At 65.0% G+C, this 16,398-nt stretch carries 16 protein-coding genes; 8 read left to right on the top strand and 8 right to left on the bottom strand.

Annotation, left to right across the window (positions count from 1 at the left end):
* Positions 1-19 precede the first annotated feature (19 nt).
* Positions 20-1,099 (top strand): ACR3 family arsenite efflux transporter, encoded by a 1,080-nt coding sequence (gene arsB, locus ACO054_RS15895; RefSeq protein ID WP_421707560.1) that lies wholly within the window; start codon positions 20-22, stop codon positions 1,097-1,099.
* 97 nt (positions 1,100-1,196) lie between these two features.
* Positions 1,197-2,570, top strand: coding sequence for an oxygen-independent coproporphyrinogen III oxidase (gene hemN, locus ACO054_RS15890; protein WP_421707559.1), 1,374 nt, complete (start codon positions 1,197-1,199; stop codon positions 2,568-2,570).
* 12 nt (positions 2,571-2,582) lie between these two features.
* Here hemN and ACO054_RS15885 read toward each other — a convergent pair whose 3' ends face one another.
* Positions 2,583-3,323 carry a helix-turn-helix domain-containing protein gene (locus ACO054_RS15885; RefSeq protein WP_421707558.1) on the bottom strand — a complete coding sequence of 247 codons (741 nt, stop codon included), beginning with the start codon at positions 3,321-3,323 and terminating at the stop codon, positions 2,583-2,585.
* A gap of 235 nt (positions 3,324-3,558) precedes the next feature.
* Between ACO054_RS15885 and ACO054_RS15880 the strand changes: the two genes are divergently transcribed.
* Entirely contained in the window at positions 3,559-4,062 is a 504-nt protein-coding gene (locus tag ACO054_RS15880) for an Hsp20 family protein (RefSeq protein ID WP_421707557.1), read from the top strand.
* Positions 4,063-4,182: 120 nt separating this feature from the next.
* On the top strand, positions 4,183-4,407 hold the full coding sequence (locus tag ACO054_RS15875) for a DUF1150 family protein (RefSeq protein ID WP_421707556.1): 225 nt from the start codon (positions 4,183-4,185) through the stop codon (positions 4,405-4,407).
* A gap of 82 nt (positions 4,408-4,489) precedes the next feature.
* Here the strand turns inward: ACO054_RS15875 and ACO054_RS15870 are convergent, their stop codons facing one another.
* The 4 genes from ACO054_RS15870 to ACO054_RS15855 are packed head-to-tail and all read right to left on the bottom strand — an operon-like array spanning position 4,490 to position 9,059.
* The gene (locus ACO054_RS15870) at positions 4,490-5,398 is read right to left on the bottom strand and encodes a lysophospholipid acyltransferase family protein (RefSeq protein WP_421707555.1); all 909 of its coding nucleotides are present in this window, start codon (positions 5,396-5,398) and stop codon (positions 4,490-4,492) included.
* Positions 5,391-6,377 carry a tetraacyldisaccharide 4'-kinase gene (gene lpxK, locus ACO054_RS15865; protein ID WP_421707554.1) on the bottom strand — a complete coding sequence of 329 codons (987 nt, stop codon included), beginning with the start codon at positions 6,375-6,377 and terminating at the stop codon, positions 5,391-5,393. Before lpxK ends, ACO054_RS15870 begins: the two co-directional genes overlap by 8 nt.
* A gap of 7 nt (positions 6,378-6,384) precedes the next feature.
* Positions 6,385-7,167: a lysophospholipid acyltransferase family protein gene (locus tag ACO054_RS15860; protein WP_421707553.1), complete on the bottom strand. Its 783-nt coding sequence runs from the start codon at positions 7,165-7,167 to the stop codon at positions 6,385-6,387.
* Positions 7,164-9,059, bottom strand: a complete 1,896-nt coding sequence (locus ACO054_RS15855; RefSeq protein ID WP_421707552.1) for an ABC transporter ATP-binding protein — start codon at positions 9,057-9,059, stop codon at positions 7,164-7,166. Before ACO054_RS15855 ends, ACO054_RS15860 begins: the two co-directional genes overlap by 4 nt.
* A 340-nt stretch (positions 9,060-9,399) precedes the next feature.
* Between ACO054_RS15855 and ACO054_RS15850 the strand changes: the two genes are divergently transcribed.
* Entirely contained in the window at positions 9,400-9,519 is a 120-nt protein-coding gene (locus tag ACO054_RS15850) for an MmcQ/YjbR family DNA-binding protein (RefSeq protein ID WP_421707551.1), read from the top strand.
* Between the two features lie 30 nt (positions 9,520-9,549).
* Entirely contained in the window at positions 9,550-9,756 is a 207-nt protein-coding gene (locus ACO054_RS15845; protein ID WP_421707550.1) for an MmcQ/YjbR family DNA-binding protein, read from the top strand.
* A 45-nt stretch (positions 9,757-9,801) separates the two neighbouring features.
* Here the strand turns inward: ACO054_RS15845 and ACO054_RS15840 are convergent, their stop codons facing one another.
* Positions 9,802-10,824: a glycosyltransferase family 4 protein gene (locus tag ACO054_RS15840; RefSeq protein WP_421707549.1), complete on the bottom strand. Its 1,023-nt coding sequence runs from the start codon at positions 10,822-10,824 to the stop codon at positions 9,802-9,804.
* Positions 10,824-11,675 (bottom strand): UDP-2,3-diacylglucosamine diphosphatase, encoded by an 852-nt coding sequence (locus tag ACO054_RS15835; RefSeq protein WP_421707548.1) that lies wholly within the window; start codon positions 11,673-11,675, stop codon positions 10,824-10,826. Before ACO054_RS15835 ends, ACO054_RS15840 begins: the two co-directional genes overlap by 1 nt.
* 204 nt (positions 11,676-11,879) lie before the next feature.
* Between ACO054_RS15835 and ACO054_RS15830 the strand changes: the two genes are divergently transcribed.
* A complete protein-coding gene (locus ACO054_RS15830) occupies positions 11,880-12,866 on the top strand; it encodes a diacylglycerol/lipid kinase family protein (protein ID WP_421707547.1) in 987 nt (328 codons plus the stop codon).
* Positions 12,867-12,875: 9 nt separating this feature from the next.
* On the top strand, positions 12,876-13,733 hold the full coding sequence (locus ACO054_RS15825) for a glutathione S-transferase family protein (protein ID WP_421707546.1): 858 nt from the start codon (positions 12,876-12,878) through the stop codon (positions 13,731-13,733).
* A 48-nt stretch (positions 13,734-13,781) separates the two neighbouring features.
* Here ACO054_RS15825 and clpB read toward each other — a convergent pair whose 3' ends face one another.
* The gene (gene clpB / locus ACO054_RS15820) at positions 13,782-16,376 is read right to left on the bottom strand and encodes an ATP-dependent chaperone ClpB (RefSeq protein ID WP_421707545.1); all 2,595 of its coding nucleotides are present in this window, start codon (positions 16,374-16,376) and stop codon (positions 13,782-13,784) included.
* Positions 16,377-16,398: the final 22 nt, after the last annotated feature.

The following is a 16,398-nucleotide window of genomic DNA, read 5'->3' as shown; positions in this document are numbered from 1 at the left end:
CGCTTCCGGGATCTCCACTATGCCGGCTGAAAGCTCCCTTGCCGCGACCGCACCCGGCGGCATCGGCGTCTTCGAGAAGTGGCTGAGCGTCTGGGTCGCTCTGTCCATCGGCACGGGGCTGCTGCTTGGCAATCTCGTACCCGGGGTTTTCGTGATCCTGGCGGGATGGGAGGTCGCTTCCGTAAACCTGCCGGTAGCCTTGCTGATCTGGGCGATGGTCTATCCCATGATGGTGAACGTCGACTTTGCCAGCTTGCGGCATGTCGGTGACCGGCCTAAGGGCTTGGCGATCACCATCGTGGTCAACTGGCTGATCAAGCCCTTCACCATGGCCGGCCTGGGCGTTCTTTTCTTCGAGGTGGTTTTCGCCGACCTGATCGCGCCCGCCGATGCACAGCAGTACATCGCCGGCCTGATCCTGCTGGGGGCTGCCCCCTGTACGGCGATGGTGTTTGTCTGGTCTCAGCTGACTCGGGGCGACCCGACCTACACGCTCGTGCAGGTTTCGGTGAACGACGTGATCATGGTCTTCGCCTTCGCACCGCTGGTGGCGTTGCTGTTGGGTGTGACCGATATCGCGGTGCCCTGGGATACTCTGCTGCTGTCGGTCGGGCTCTACGTGGTCGTCCCCTTGATCGCGGGAGCGCTGACTCGCCAGCATCTCCTGCGGCATGCCCGGCGGGGCGATTCTGCCGAAGCGGCGGTGGCGCGCTTCACCGCTGCCGTCAAGCCGGCCTCTGTTCTGGGTCTTCTGGCGACCGTCGTTCTGCTCTTCGGTTTTCAGGGCGAAACGATTCTGACTCAGCCGCTGGTGATCGCGCTCATCGCCGTGCCCTTGCTGCTGCAGTCCTACGGGATCTTCCTAATCGCCTATGCGGCAGCCTGGGCGTGGCGGGTGCCGTTCAAAGTCGCCGCGCCCTGTGCCTTGATCGGCACCTCGAACTTCTTCGAGCTGGCAGTCGCGGTCGCCATCGGCCTGTTCGGGCTGAACTCCGGCGCTGCCCTGGCAACCGTGGTCGGCGTGCTGGTCGAGGTGCCCGTGATGCTGTCCCTGGTCGCTTTCGCGAACCGGACCCGCAGGGCCTTTCCGGCGAAATAGGGGGTCCTTTCCGACTAAATAGGGGGCCCTTCCGGTGAAATAGAGTCTGTTGAGGCATGTCAACGCGCTGAGCCGGAGGCGGCGCGATCCTCTCGCTATGGCTCAAGTAAGTATACAGTCCGCCCCAGCCCTGTCCCCACGTGGCTTGTCGCCGGAGGCCTTAGCCCAGAAGTACGCCCGGATGGTGCCGCGCTACACCAGCTACCCGACGGCACCGCACTTCCACGCCGGCGTGGATGGGCAGACCTATGGGGACTGGCTCGCCGCCTTGCCGGAGGAGGTGGAACTCTCCGTCTATGCGCACATCCCCTTCTGCGACACGCTCTGCTGGTTCTGTGGCTGCAACACCAAGATCGTACAGCGCTACGAACCGGTCGCCGTCTACCTGCCGAAGCTGCTGCGCGAGATCGCGTTGGTGTCCGAACGGCTGCCGCGAGCGCGCCGCTGCAGCCACCTGCACTGGGGCGGCGGTTCGCCGACCCTTCTGACAGCCGCCGATATGCGAAGGCTGGGGGCGGCCTTGCGGAGCGCCTTCCCTCTGACCGAAGGCGCCGAGTTCGCCGTCGAGATCGATCCGCGCGACCTGCGCGACGATCAGGTCGCTGCCCTGGCCGAGGTGGGTGTGACCCGCGCCAGCCTTGGGGTTCAGGACATCGATCCTCAGGTGCAGCGCGCGATCAACCGCATTCAGACGCTGGACTGTACCCGAGACGCGATCACACGCCTGCGTGCCGCCGGCGTTCGCGATCTGAATGTCGATCTCGTCTACGGCCTGCCTTACCAGAATGCCGAGCGCCTGCTTCGCAGCGTTGAGGCGATGATCGAGCTGCAGCCGGCGCGCTTCGCCCTCTTCGGCTATGCGCATGTGCCGCAGATGAAGAAGCACATGCGCTTGATTCCTGAAGAGGCGTTGCCCGGCGTTCAGGAGCGCTTCGAGATGGCGGAGGCCGCCGCCGAACGGCTTATCGCGGCGGGCTATCGGCGCATCGGACTGGATCACTTCGCCTTGCCCGACGACGCGATGGCGCGGCGGCAGGCCGAGGGGCGATTGCGCCGCAACTTTCAGGGCTATACGGCGGACCGGGCTGCGGCTCTGATCGGCCTCGGTGCTTCGGCGATCGGTCAGTTGCCTCAGGGTCTGGTTCAGAACGCGACCCCACTGCATGCTTATGGCGAGGCTGTGGAGGCGGACTGTTTGGCGACTGCCAAGGGCGTTGCGCTCTCGGAGGACGACAAGCGTCGCGCCGGTTTGATCGAGCGTTTGATGTGCGACTTGCAGGTCGATCTACCGGACGATTTAGCTGAGCCCGCTGCGGCGCAGCTTGCGGAGATGGAGGCTGACGGTTTGCTGGTCGTGACCGGCAATGGGGTGGCGATCACCGAGCTGGGCCGCCCCTTCGTACGTTGTGTCGCCGCTCTCTTCGATGCCTACCTGAATCCCGTGCAGGATCGCCACAGCGTCGCCGTCTGACGCTTGAAACACTTAGGATAAGCTGGCTTCCAGATCATCCATGGCGACGATAGCTGGTGTCGGTATCGACGACAGGGCCCTGAGTTCTCTATCGCTTTCCGCCTCGCGCAGGCTGACGTCAGCCCGCATCAGAACTTCACCGTCGTTCAACTGAACCGGATACCAGATCTCGTCGCAGACCATCGGCCGATTGTGCGGAATCACGAGGCCGCGGAAGGCGAAGGAGGCGATCTCTCCGTCGAACAGACCCGCCTCGCGGGCAGTCTGGAACATGCGATACCCGCTTGGCGAGACGCGTTCCATATCGAAGCTCAGACGTTTTCCCGGAGTCGGACAGAAGCCGAAGAAGGCAACGATGCCGCGAGAAGCGGCCAACAGGCGGCCCTGACGATCGCACAGGGAACTGGTGGCTGGCGATTGGGTGACGGCATTCAGTAGCAGCGCGTCGCTGGTGAGGACACTGCTCCAGATCATCCGACGAAGTCGTTGCTGACTGGGCAGGTCGGGCCTCTGCTGGCCGCTTTCCCAACGGGATATCGTCGCTTGCGTTACGTCGAGCGCCTGCGCAAGCTCGCTCTGCAGCAGGCCGGCGACTTCTCGGTGCCGCCGAATCTCCCTGGCCCAATCGATCATGCGGTCATCACCCTGGTTTCCGGCTCGGTTCTGGGGACTCGAGAGCCTGCGGCTGCCAAGCCACAGTCCTCTGGAAATAACGATGTGTATACAAGCAAATGTCAAGAATGGTGCCGTCATGGTACCTGCCCCAAGACAGAAGCGATCTGCATCCGCACGCGGTAAAGCCCGTCGGCCGTTGATTTGCCGCCTGGTTTTCTTACATCTTCAAGCAGGCGACGCCGTAGGACGGGTCGCTGCCGTTCCGGTGCTTGACAGATAGAGACCGAGGCGGCCGTTCCACTTTCCGCGCTCGTTGCCGCAGACGGCGAGGGCCGGCAGGCCAGGGACCTGTAGACAGATGACAAGAGCCTCTATGTTCAATTCGCCGCTTCTTCTGGGATTCGACCAGTTGGAGCGCACTTTGGACAGGATCGCCAAGACAAGCGGCGATGGCTATCCGCCTTACAACGTCGAGGAACTGTCCGACGCGCGCCTGCGCATTACGCTGGCCGTTGCGGGCTTCGGCGAAGACGATCTCTCGATCCAGATCGAAAACAATCAGCTGACCGTTCGCGGCAAGCAAAGCGACGATCAGGAGCGCCGTTTTCTCCACCGTGGCATCGCCGCCCGACAGTTCCAACGCAGCTTCATGCTGGCCGACGGCATAGAGGTGGACGGGGCGACGTTGGACCGCGGGTTGCTGCACATCGATCTCAAGCGACCCCTCAACGAACCAGCGGTGCAAACGGTTAAAATCCGCACGTTTGGCGATAAAACCCCGAAGACTCTTGAGGGTCAGGCGCAAACAGCGCCTCAAAAAGCGGTCGAGCAGGGCGGTAAACAAGCGAAAAACGAGGCGACTGGCAACGACCAGTAAAGTAATTCCGAGCTAGGCTTGCGGGGTCGTCGTTAAAGAACCGCAGGGACCGGCGCGGGCACGGACAACCGGTGGGGCCAAAGCAATCGGACCGCCGTAAACGTGAGAAAGGTGGATCACATGTCTCAAGTCAACCTAGAGTCCGCACGCGAAGTCAGCCAACAGGATCTGCAGGCCCTGGGCCTCGACGATCTGGCCTACGTGAAGCCCGCCGTTACCTCCGAGGGGCAGATCGTTTTCGTCGTGCATGCGGCGAACGGCCAAATCATGGGCAGCCTCCCCAGCCGGGACAGCGCCTTCGCGGCGCTGCAGCAGCAGGGGCTCACCCCGCTGAGCGTTCACTAAGTCATCCATTCGTTAACTAGGTTTTCTGGGGCGGCGCAGGCGCTCGCGGTCGCAAGACTTCAGGCCGCGACGACAGGGCCTCTCACCTCGTCTCGTAGAACGAGCGCGGCCAGCGGCGGTGCAGCCAAAGCCAGTCTTCGGGCTTTTGGCGAATCCAGGCCTCCAGCTTGTCGTTGAGAGCCTGTGTCATGGCCTCCGTTGCGGCGATTCGGTCCAGGCCCTGCGGTGCGTCGATCGGGGCATCGATGGTCAGACGAAAGTCAACGCCGCCCAGACGCTCCAGCCGCGCGGGAAACAGCGGACAGCCGCTCCGCAGTGCGAGTTGGGCCGGCCCGACCGGGGTCATGGCCGGTAAACCGAAGAACTTGACCTCGATCCCTTCGCTCATCCGCTGATCCGCCAGGATCGCAAGTGTCTTGCTGGCTTTCAGCGCGGCGATCGCGGCGCGCGCGCCGTCGCGTCCCTTCGGGACCCGCGCGCCGCCGGTGACCGACCGCCAAGCTTCCAGATGCTCGCGAACCAGAGGGTTGTTGGGTTCGCGCACCACCGTTACGACCTCCAGCCCCAGGGCGCCGGCCGTCAGATGCATGACCTCCCAGTTGGCGAAGTGGGCCGAGACGAGGATCATGCTGCCGCGGGCTTTCAACTGCGCCTCGAACGCGGGATGCATCTCCAGAACCACCCGCCGACCCGGCTCCGCGGCGATTTCCTTCAGGTGCGGGTACTCTCCGGCCGTCCGCCCCAGGTTCTCCCACATCCTGCGCAGGATGCGGGTGTGGTCCTGCGGGCTTAGGTCGGGCAGTGCCAGTGCGAGATTGGCTTTGCCGATGCGCTGGGCGGGCAACAGGGGACCGAAGCTGCGCAGCAGCCAACCTCCGAAAGCGGAGGCTCGCTCGACCGGCAGGGCGGTGAAGAGAGCCATGATGCCACGCAGGCCGATCAGCTCGAGACGCCAACGCAGGCGTTTGGCGAGACCGACGGATCTAGACACGCGCCGGCGTCTCCGCCTGCTGGAGAAGGCTGTCCAGGAGCCGGTCGAGGGCGGCGGGCCGAGGAAAAACCAGGTCGACGGGCAGCACCTCGACGAGACTCGCAATGGCTTGCGGCAGGCGCACGGCATCTTTCTCCGTGGTGATCAGACTGGCGCCGGACCTCTCGGCCTTGGCGAGAAGCGGCGCTAAATCGCTTTCTCGGTAGGGATGGTGATCGGGGAACTCGGCCATGCCGATCAGCTCGGCCTGCAGGTTCTGGAGCGTCTCAAAAAACTTGGTCGGCCGTCCGATCCCGGCGAAGGCGATCAGTCGGCGGCCCTGGAGGTCGGTCGAACCGCGGGCACGGAATTCAGCCTGCAGCAGCGGCTTACCGGCCGTGCGCCGGGCAATATCCTGGCGATCGGGACCGACCAGGACGAGCGCATCGGCGCGGGCCAGGCCGCGTGTCACAGGCTCGCGCAGGGGCCCGGCGGGAATCACACGTCCGTTTCCGAATCCGACTGTACCGTCCACGACCAGGAGGGACAGATCCTTGGCGAGCGTCGGATTCTGAAGGCCGTCGTCCATGACGATGACATCGGCGCCTTCGGCGGCGGCGGCTTCGGCGCCGGCGGCGCGGTCCCGGGCGACCCATGTGGCCGCTTTGCGCGCGAGCAGGAGGGCTTCGTCGCCGACAGCCTCGGCGTCGTGCCGGTCGCAGTCGACCTGCAGCGGGCCGTGCAGACGGCCTCCGTAGCCTCGCAGCAAGGCCGCGGGGCGCCGCCCGCGCGCCCGCAGTTGCGTCAACACGGTCAGCACCGTTGGTGTCTTACCCGCGCCGCCCGACACGAGATTACCGATGCAGATGACGGGAACGGCGATCCGCCTCGGTCTGCTCAGGCGCTGGCGCAGCCAGCCGCCGGCCGCGTAAAGGTCGCCGAACGGCATCAGGATATCGGAAAGGAGGTTCGGCCCCTGCCAGAACGTCGGTGTGCGCATCCCGCTTTCAGGCCGACTTTCGCCTGTCCGGAGACCCGACGAGCGGTCCGGAGGAGGCGGCCGTTCTTTTCCGCTCGTGCGGTGCCGTGTCGGGAGCGGCGGGCTCCACGAGGGGCCGGCCGCATCGGCGGTCCGCTTCGGCGGTGAGTCGATTGAGCTGCTGCTCCAGCGCCAGCCGAGCTTCCTCGACTGTCGCGTCGTCGGTGCCCTCCGGTACTGTGATGGGGGACCCCCACAGCAGCAGACCTCGACCGAAGGGGAATACGAGACAAAAGCGGTCCCAGGTCCCAAGCAGAAGGCTTCTGCTCGCCGCACCGCTGACCGGCAGGATCGGGACGCCGGCGCGGCGGGCGGCTGCGATGACCCCGGCCTTGGCGCGCATGCGCGGCCCCTTCGGCCCATCGGGGGTGATCCCGACGGCCGCACCCTCCGTCAATCGGCGGCCCATCTCGCGCAAGGCGGTCAGGCCGCCCCGGCGGCTGGAGCCGGAAATGGTGGAAAACCCCAAATGCTGCATGCCTCTTGCGATCATCTGACCGTCGGCATGCTCGGAAATCAGCATGTGGAAATCCCGAGGCCGTCCCGGCCAGGCGGTGCGCATCATGATCATGCGGCCGTGCCAGAAGGCGGCGATAAACGGGCTATCTCCCGTCAAGAGGGCTCGCGTCTCGTCGGGCATCTCCTGCTGCCAGCGGGTCGTGCGATGTACCAGCTTGAGATAGAGGCCGGCGGCGCGTGCCGCGAGGCGCCGGACCGCGCGCCGTTTCCCCAGCCGTTTCAGCCAGCTCATTCCGCCACCGCCTGAGCAACGCGACCGTCTGCACCCGGTCTCGCGGCTTCCTCGGCGCCGTTCTCGGCGAACTGCAAGCGGTAGAGCTTGGCGTAGGCGCCGTCGGCAGCCAGCAGATCGGCGTGGGTTCCACGTTCCATCAGCCGCCCGCCCTCAAGAACGTAGATGATGTCAGCGTCGATCACCGTGGAGAGACGGTGGGCGATCACGATGGTCGTCCGCCCGGCCATCAATTCGGACAGCGCCTGCTGAACCTGGCGCTCGCTCTCGGTGTCGAGGGCGCTGGTCGCTTCGTCGAGCAGCAGGATCGGGGCGTTCTTCAGCATCGCCCGAGCGATCGCGATACGTTGACGCTGGCCGCCCGACAGCTTGACCCCGCGCGGGCCGACTTGAGTGTCGTAGCCCTGGGGAAGAGCCAGGATGAAGTCGTGTGCCCCAGCGTGCCGGGCCGCTCGCTCGATGTCCTCGGGGCTCTTGTCCGTTTGACCGTAGGCGATGTTCGCCCGGACGCTGTCGTCGAACAGCATGATGTCCTGGCTCACCAGGGCGACCTGGCGGCGGATGCTGGCCAGGTCCACGTCGCGCAGGGTCTGTCCGTCGATCGTCACGCGGCCGGAGGTCGGGTCGTAGAAGCGCGGGATCAGGTTCAGGACCGAGGTCTTGCCCGCGCCGGAGGGGCCAACCAACGCGACCGTCTTGCCGGCAGGTGCCTCCAGGCTGAGGGCCTCCAGGGCACTGCCGCCACCGGCACCAGCAACGTGACTCTCATCCCCACGGCCGGCATAGCTGAAATTGACGTCTTCCAGCCGGACTTCGCCCTTGGCGATCTCAAGGGGCGGGGCCTCCGGTCGGCTGACGACTTGCGGCTGCCGGTCCATCAAGTCGAAGACACGCGCGGCTGCCGCCAGACCCTCTTGCAGGTTGGCGTTCAGCTTGGCCAGGCGCTTGAGCGGTTCGTAGGCGAGCAGAGCGGCGGCGATGAAGGCCGTGAAGGAGCCGGGGTCGGAGGTGCCGTCGATCACCTTGCTGCCGCCGTAGACGATGACGGCGACGATGGCGAGGCCGCCGAAGACCTCGATTAGAGGGTTGGCCAGGTTGCGGACCTGCGCCCCCTTGAGCTGCAGGCGCAGAACCTCGTCGATGCTGCGTTCGGCGCGCTTCACCTCCATGGGCTCCGTGACGTAGGACTTCACATGGCGGATGCCCTGAAAGTTCTCGTCCAGCAGCGTTGCCAATTCCCCGGTTTCCTGCTGGGTCGATCCGCTGATCTTGCGCATGCGGCGACCCAGCTGAACGATCGGCCAGACGCAGAGCGGTAGGACCACCAGGGCCAACAGCGCCAGCACCCAGTCCTGGTAGAACATGCCGATAGCGAGCGCCAAGGCCGTCAGGACGTCGCGTCCGATGCCGACGACGGTGTTGGACACGGCGTTCCGCATCAGACCGATATCGTGGATGAAGCGGCTGACCAGAACGCCCGGTGCGGTCTCCGTAAAGAAGGCCAGGTCGTTGGCCATCACGCGGCGAAAGAGATCGCGCTGCAGGTCCGCGACGATGGACAGCCCGACCTTGGCCATCAGCACCGCCTGGATGTAGGTCGCTATACCTTTGACCGCGAAGACGGTGAAGGCCGCGAAGGCGATCGGCCAGAGCAGCGAGGCTTCGGCATCGACCAGAATGCGGTTGATGATGGGGTCGAGCAGCTGGGGCATGGCGCCCGTGGCCATCGCCATGACGGCCATGGCGGCTAGAGCGAGGCCGATCGTACCACGATAGGATTTGACGTAGCCTGAAAGCACACGGCGGGCCAACGGCCAGGTCCCGGCATCGAGCTTGAGGCGACGCCGATCGGCGGCCACGGTCGCGGCGGTCGATGTGGAAACTCTGCTCAAAAAACGATCCGGTACGATTACATCAGCAACCTAGGACGGGGGGCGCCCCTTGCCTACTGCCAACGCAAGCATACTGGGCCCTTAGAAAGATATCAGCCGTAGCTTAACATTCGTTCTTATACCGTGACAGGACTCTCGATCTGCAAGTCCTTGGCGCTGCGCGCCCGTCAGTTTGCGCGCCGGCGCGGGACGAAGTGCCCAACCGAGTGATGGCAAGCTCTCGACGCGGGTCGTCGCGAATTTGAGCGCTGTATGTTCGCAAATTGTTCTCTATAGTCGTAGGGCAAGTCTGGATTTCGGTTGAGTCCGGTGATGAAGAGACCCGTGAGGAAGCGACTTCGTGACCTATGAGGAGTTCAACGCCTTTTGCCGTGGCCTGCCGGCGACGAGCCACGTCGTTCAATGGGGTGGCGCGGACGTCTGGAAGGTCGGCGGCAAGGTCTTCGCCATCGGTGGATAGGGAGAAGAAGAGCCGCGCTTCACCTTCAAGGTGTCCGAAATCTCCTACGAGGTTCTGAAGGAGCAGCCGGGTCTGCGTCCAGCCCCCTACCTTGCGTCGCGCGGTTTCTCCTGGATTCAGCACTACAGCGCCCCAGGGCTGACGGACGAAGAGCTGAAACAGTACCTGTGCCAGTCGCATCGGCTCGTCGCGCTGGGACTTTCCAAGAAGAAGCAGAGGGAACTCGGACTGCTCTAGCCTGTGCCAGCGTTGCAGAGGCTGTTTGGCCTCTTTAGAGACGCCTTAAGCGGCGGCCGATGTCTCGGCCGCGAAGGGCTGCAGGTTTCCCATGAACTGCTCGGCACAGGCCTTCCAGGAGAACTTGAGCGCGTGGCTGCGGCAGCGTTCGGGCGGAATGGCGAGCGCCCGTTCGATGGCGTAGGTCAATTCCTCGTCCAGTACGCCGATTCCGTGACCGTCCACGACGTCCAGCGGGCCGGGCACGGGAAAGGCTGCGATCGGCAGTCCGGTCGCGGCGGCCTCCAGCAGCACCACGCCGAAGGTATCGGTCTTGCTGGGAAAGACGAAGACGTCGGCGCTGGCGTAGTGCCGGACCAACTCCTCTCCGTGTTTCACGCCGGTGAAGACCGTGTTGGGATAGCGGCGCTGCAGGTCTGCCAGCATCGGTCCGTCGCCGACCACGACCTTGGTGCCGACCGGCAGGTCGAGCTTCAGGAAGGCTTCGATGTTTTTCTCGACCGCGACGCGGCCGACGTAGAGGTAGACAGGTTTCGGCAGGTCCAGAGCCGGATCCTCGCGTGGCCGGAACAGCTCGGTATCGACGCCGCGCGACCATTGGCGCACGTTGGCGAAGCCGCGTTGCTCCAACTCCCGCTTGAGGCCGGCCGTCGCCACCATGATACCGCTGGAGGCACCATGGAAGCGGCGCATCGCGCTGTAGCCCCAGGAGGTCGGGACCGGCAGGCGCGCAGAGACGTATTCGGGAAAGCGCGTGTGGTAGCTGGTCGTGAAGGGAACCCCCCGGCGCAGACAGTAGCTCCGCGCCGCCCAGCCGAGGGGGCCCTCGGTGGCGATGTGGATCGCTTCGGGGTTATAGGCGTCGAGTTTGGCGCCGAGCTTGCGGGCGGGCAGGACCGCGAGACGGATCTCCGGATAGGTCGGGCAGGGGAAGGTGCGGAAAAGATCGGGTGAAATCACCTCCACGTCGTGGCCGAGGGCCAGCACCTCCTCGCGCACACGGCTCAGGGTCCTGACCACGCCGTTGACCTGCGGAAACCAGGCGTCGCTGACGAGCGCGATGCGCATTAGGCCGCCGCAACCTTCCGGTCGCGCTCGTCCCGCTCTTCCATGCTCTCGTTTTCCACGGGGGCCAGCAGCGGCACCTCGGTCTTGCGCGGAAGCATCGAAAGATTGCGCTCCTCCACCCAGTGGACGATTTCCAACCGGCCGTCCTCGTGCTCGACGCAGGCGGTGCAGCTCTCCACCCAGTCGCCGTCGTTGACGTAGAGGATGCCGTCGATCTCGCGTTTCTCGGCGTGATGGATGTGACCGCAGATTACGCCGTCGACCCCGCGCCGCCGCGCTTCGTCCGTCACCGCCTGCTCGTAGTTGTCGATGAACTGAACGGCGTTCTTGACTCGCTTTTTCAGGTAGGCCGACAGCGACCAGTATCCGAACCCCAGCGTTCGGCGCAGGCGGTTGAACCAGGTGTTGAGCCATAACATCCAGGTGTAGGCCCAGTCGCCGAGCAGGGCGAGCCACTTGGCGTACTTCACGACGCCGTCGAAAGCGTCGCCGTGAATGATCAGCATCTTCTTGCCGTCGGCGGTCTCGTGAATGTGGTCGTTGCAGACCTCGACCCCGCCGAAGTGGACGCCAGTGTAGTTGCGTAGGGCCTCGTCGTGGTTGCCTGCGACGTAGATGACCTTCGTGCCCTTGCGGGCCTTGCGCAGCAGCTTCTGCACCACGTCGTTGTGGGACTGCGGCCAGTACCAGGTTCGCTTCAGACGCCACCCGTCGAATATGTCGCCGACAAGAAAGAGATATTCAGACTCGGTAGATCGCAGAAAATCGAGCAAATACTCCGCCTGGCATCCACGTGTACCCAAATGAATGTCGGAAATGAAAATGGCCCGATAACGTTTCTGATCGACCATTCCATGCATCTCGTGCCCTCGTCTTGTCGAGTTGCCTATTGTCTGCTTTGGCGGCCGGCGCGCAATTTCTGTTGCTGTTTCAGGGCGTATATCAATATATGGACGAAGCCGTCCATTGCTACGCAACATCTTCCATGAAAATTCACACGACCGTAACGCAAATGAAATGGCGAAATCGACGCTGGACGATAGAGATGTAATTAAATGGAAATACTTGGTGCGGCGACGGCGAAACTGCGGTCTGGACTTGAGCAGAAGATGCAGACTGGGCAGCAGAGGCCGGTTGGCGCGGCGTCGGTTCGTCGCGTCCAAGTGATCTTCAACCCTACGGCCGGCGGCGCGAAGCGGCAGAAGTACCATGCCGTCCTCGACCGACTGCTGCGCGCCGGCGTCGAGGTGGACGAGCGGCCGACCGGCCGGCGCGGGGATGCCGAGGCTTTCGCGGCGGAACTCGAGCGCGGTGCCTGCGATCGTCTCGTCGTCGCCGGGGGAGATGGCACGATCAACGAGGCCATCAACGGACTGGGGCAGAACCGCGCGGGCGGCGGAACAACGCCCCTGGCGCTGCTGCCACTCGGAACCGCCAATGTGCTGGCGATGGAGATCGGTCTCTCGACATCGGCGGCCAGGGTGGCTCGCGCGATCCTGGACGGTCCCGTGCAGCCGGTAACCTTGGGTGAGGCGAACGGCCGGCGTTTCACCCTGATGGCAGGTGTCGGCTTCGATGCTCACGTGGTTGCGCGGGTCAGCAAGGGACTGAAACGCCGTCTGGGAAAAGGCGCCTATATCTACGAGACGCTGCGTCAGATCGGCCGTTTCGATTTTCCCGTCTACAGCATCCGCATCGACGATGTGGAAGAGAGCGCGGCCTCCGCAGTCATCGCGAACGCCCGCTACTACGGCGGCCGCTTCGTCATTGCGCCGGAGGCACGGCTCGAAACCGGCGAGCTTCAGGTTTGCCTGTTCGATACCCCCGGTCGTGGCGCCGCGCTGAAGTATGCGGCAGCCCTGTTTCTGGGATTGCTTCCCCGGCTTGGCGACTTCCGGATCGTGGCCGGCCGCCAGATCCGCATCCAGGGGCCGACCGAGGATCCAATTCAGGGCGACGGCGACATCATCGCGGCGCTCCCCGCCGAAATTCGGGTTCTGCCCGATGCGCTCAATCTGGTCTTTCCGCCGGGCCGACAGTAGGGTCTCGGCATGGCCCAGCGCGCCGCGAAACCTCTTCAGCTTTACAGCCATCCCCTCTCTTTCGCCTGTCAGATCGTGCGTCTTTGCCTGGTCGAGAAGGGTTTGACCTGGCGCCAGTCGAACGTGGATATCGGGCCGGGCCTCGAAGCCTTCGATCCTTGGTTCGCCAGCCTCAATCCCGCGATGGAGGTGCCGGTTCTCCGCGACGGAGAGCGTGTTGTCGCTGGAACGGAGAGCATCTGCAGGTATCTCGACGGGGCCTTCGACGGTCCCCTGCTGGACCATCGAGGCGAGGCGCGGCTCTGGATCGATCTGATCGAACGGCTGCCGGTCACGCTGCTGACGGCGGCGCGGTTTCCCCGGCTGGCCTGGCATCACCTGCGCCGCCAGTTCCATCGTCTCGAAGATCGTGCAGCCGCCAATCCCGGACTGGCCGACCGCTACAACACCAAGGCGGTCGAGGTCGACCGACTCGCGCGCGACCTCTCAAGCGCGGATCGGATCGCGGCGGTCGAGCGCCAACTTGAGGTGATGCTCGACCGCGCCGAAGCGGCGCTCGCGCACCGTCCCTTCCTGACGGGCGAGCGGTTCACCTTGGCCGACGTCTTTTGGGCGGTGCTGCTGGCCCGGTTGACGCTGCTGGGTCACGGTCACCTATGGGAGGGCGGCCGCCGTCCCGGTCTGGCGGCCTATTGGGCTCGGCTTCGGGCACGCCCAAGCCTCGCCGAGGCGGGCGTGCGATCCCGGATTGCCCCCTTCGATATCGCTTGGATCGGGCTGCGCAGCCGCTGGTCCGGGTTTTTTCGCCTGATCGTGGCGCTTGCCTTGGCGGCCGTCGGCGTCCTGCTCTGGCAGGCTTCGGCGTAACGCGACAGGGTCGCGAGGTGCAGGCCGCAGCCCGCGCCTCGCCTCCGCCTATTCCGCCGCCTTGGCCGGTGCGCCGTCGATGATCAGACCCAGCGGACTGGCGCCGACCGTCACCCTTTGTCCGTCGGCGATCTTGCCGGCCAGGATCATCTCGGACAGCGGGTTCTGCAGTTCGCGCTGGATCACCCGCTTCAAGGGCCGGGCGCCGTAGACCGGGTCGTAGCCGGTATCGCCCAACCAGCGTTTGGCCGCCTCGTCGAGCTGCAGCGCGATCTTGCGGTCGGCCAGTAGGGTCTCCAGCCGGCCAAGCTGGATATCCACGATCCCGGTCATCTGCTCGCGTGTGAGCCGGTGGAACAGAAGCGTGTCGTCCAGCCGGTTCAGAAACTCCGGACGGAAGGCGCTGCGCACCACCGCCATCACCTGTTCGCGCACCTCGCTGCTGTCGTGACCCGGCTCCAGATCGGCCAGAACCTCGGAGCCCAGGTTGGAGGTCATGACGATCAGGGTGTTGCGGAAGTCGACCGTGCGACCCTGGCCATCGGTCAAGCGGCCGTCGTCCAGAACCTGAAGCAGCACGTTGAAGACGTCGGGGTGGGCCTTCTCGACCTCGTCGAAGAGGATCACCTGATAGGGCCGGCGGCGGACCGCCTCGGTCAGGGCGCCGCCCTCCTCGTAGCCGACATAGCCCGGCGGTGCGCCGATCATGCGGGCCACCGCATGCTTCTCCATGTACTCCGACATGTCGAGGCGGACCATCGCCTGCTCGTCGTCGAACAGGAAGGCGGCAAGCGCCTTGGTGAGTTCGGTCTTGCCGACCCCGGTGGGGCCGAGGAAGAGGAAAGAGCCGATCGGCCGGTTCGGGTCCTGCAGTCCGGCCCGGGCGCGGCGGACGGCTTGTGAGATGGCCGTCACGGCTTCCTCCTGGCCGATCACGCGGCGGCGCAGCACCTCTTCCATGCGCAGCAGCTTCTCGCGCTCGCCCTCCAGCATCTTGTCGACCGGCACGCCGGTCCAGCGGGACACCACGGCGGCCACCTGCTCGTCGCTCACCTGCTCGTTGAGCATGTGGCTTTCTTCCGCCTCTTCGGCTTGGCTCAAGCGCTGTTCCAGGTCGGGGATTACGCCGTAGTGCAGCTCGGCCGCGCGGTCCAGACGGCCCTCGCGCTGGGCGATCTCCATCTCGCCGCGCGCCTGATCGAGCTGTTCCTTGATCTTCTGCGCGTCGGCCAGCTTGTCCTTCTCGGCCTGCCACTGGGCGGTCAGTTCGGCGGAGCGCTGCTCCAGATCGGCCAGTTCCTGTTCCAGCTTTTCCAAGCGGTCCTTGGAGGCCTGATCCGACTCCTTGTTGAGCGCGGCCTGTTCGATCTTGAGCTGCACGATGCGGCGGTCCAGCTCGTCTATCTCCTCCGGCTTGGAGTCGACCTCCATGCGCAGCCGGCTGGAGGCCTCGTCGATCAGGTCGATGGCCTTGTCCGGCAGGAAGCGATCCGTGATGTAGCGGTTCGACAAGGTCGCGGCGGCCACGATGGCGCTGTCGGTGATGCGGACCGCATGGTGCAGCTCGTACTTCTCCTTCAGGCCACGCAGGATGGAGATGGTGTCCTCCACCGTCGGCTCCGTGACGAAGACCGGCTGGAATCGGCGGGCGAGGGCGGCGTCCTTCTCGACGTGCTTGCGGTACTCGTCCAGCGTGGTGGCGCCGACGCAATGCAGTTCGCCGCGCGCCAGCGCGGGCTTGAGCATGTTGGAAGCATCCATGGCGCCGTCGGCCTTGCCGGCACCGACCAGGGTATGCATTTCGTCGATGAAGACGACGATTTCGCCTCCCGCAGAGGCGATCTCCTGCAGCACGGCCTTTAGCCGCTCTTCGAACTCGCCGCGAAACTTCGCGCCGGCCACCATCGCGCCCAGGTCGAGCGCCATCAGCTTCTTGTTGCGCAGGGTCTCCGGTACGTCGCCATTGACGATGCGCTGGGCCAACCCCTCGATGATCGCTGTCTTGCCGACGCCCGGCTCGCCGATCAGAACGGGATTGTTCTTGGTCCGCCGCGAGAGCACCTGGATGGTGCGGCGGATCTCCTCGTCGCGACCGATGACGGGGTCGAGCTTGCCTTCGCGCGCCGCCTCGGTCAGATCGCGGGCGTACTTCTTCAGCGCGTCGTAGCCTTCCTCCGCACTCGCGCTGTCGGCGGTGCGGCCCTTGCGGACCTGCTCGATCGCCTGGTTCAGGGACTGGGGCGATACGCCGGCATCGCTCAGAGCCTTGGCGGCGGGGCTTCCGCTGGCCATGGCGAGCGCGAGCAGCAGGCGCTCGGCGGTGACGTAGGAGTCGCCGGCCTTCTCGGCGATCTGCTCGGCCTGCTCGAACAGCCGGGCCAGTTCCGGCGCCAGATAGACCTGTCCAGCGCCGCTGCCCTCGACCTGCGGCAGCTTGCTCAGTTCCGCGTCCGTCTGGGTCAGGGCCTGCTTGGGGTCGCCGCCGGCGGCCCGGATCAGGTTGGCGGCCAAGCCTTCCTTATCGTCCAGCAACACCTTCAGCAGGTGTTCCGGCGTCAGGCGCTGGTGGTTGCTGCGCAGCGCAAGAGTCTGCGCCGATTGCACGAAACCGCGTGAGCGGTCGGTGTACTTCTCGAAATCCATCTTCGTCTGCCCTCTCCGTTCA

This window comes from Algihabitans sp. (assembly GCF_965226985.1).
In the GTDB taxonomy this organism is placed as follows: domain Bacteria; phylum Pseudomonadota; class Alphaproteobacteria; order Kiloniellales; family DSM-21159; genus Algihabitans.
This window is presented reverse-complemented; position numbering and strand designations above follow the sequence as displayed.

Bases quoted from the DNA above. Each gene is read 5' to 3' on its own strand.
- arsB (WP_421707560.1), top strand. From the start codon at position 20: ATGCCGGCTGAAAGCTCCCTTGCCGCGACCGCACCCGGCGGCATCGGC.
- hemN (WP_421707559.1), top strand. From the start codon at position 1,197: ATGGCTCAAGTAAGTATACAGTCCGCCCCAGCCCTGTCCCCACGTGGC.
- ACO054_RS15885 (WP_421707558.1), bottom strand. From the start codon at position 3,323: ATGACGGCACCATTCTTGACATTTGCTTGTATACACATCGTTATTTCC.
- ACO054_RS15880 (WP_421707557.1), top strand. From the start codon at position 3,559: ATGTTCAATTCGCCGCTTCTTCTGGGATTCGACCAGTTGGAGCGCACT.
- ACO054_RS15875 (WP_421707556.1), top strand. From the start codon at position 4,183: ATGTCTCAAGTCAACCTAGAGTCCGCACGCGAAGTCAGCCAACAGGAT.
- lpxK (WP_421707554.1), bottom strand. From the start codon at position 6,377: ATGCGCACACCGACGTTCTGGCAGGGGCCGAACCTCCTTTCCGATATC.
- ACO054_RS15860 (WP_421707553.1), bottom strand. From the start codon at position 7,167: ATGAGCTGGCTGAAACGGCTGGGGAAACGGCGCGCGGTCCGGCGCCTC.
- ACO054_RS15840 (WP_421707549.1), bottom strand. From the start codon at position 10,824: ATGCGCATCGCGCTCGTCAGCGACGCCTGGTTTCCGCAGGTCAACGGC.
- ACO054_RS15835 (WP_421707548.1), bottom strand. From the start codon at position 11,675: ATGGTCGATCAGAAACGTTATCGGGCCATTTTCATTTCCGACATTCAT.
- ACO054_RS15830 (WP_421707547.1), top strand. From the start codon at position 11,880: ATGGAAATACTTGGTGCGGCGACGGCGAAACTGCGGTCTGGACTTGAG.
- ACO054_RS15825 (WP_421707546.1), top strand. From the start codon at position 12,876: ATGGCCCAGCGCGCCGCGAAACCTCTTCAGCTTTACAGCCATCCCCTC.
- clpB (WP_421707545.1), bottom strand. From the start codon at position 16,376: ATGGATTTCGAGAAGTACACCGACCGCTCACGCGGTTTCGTGCAATCG.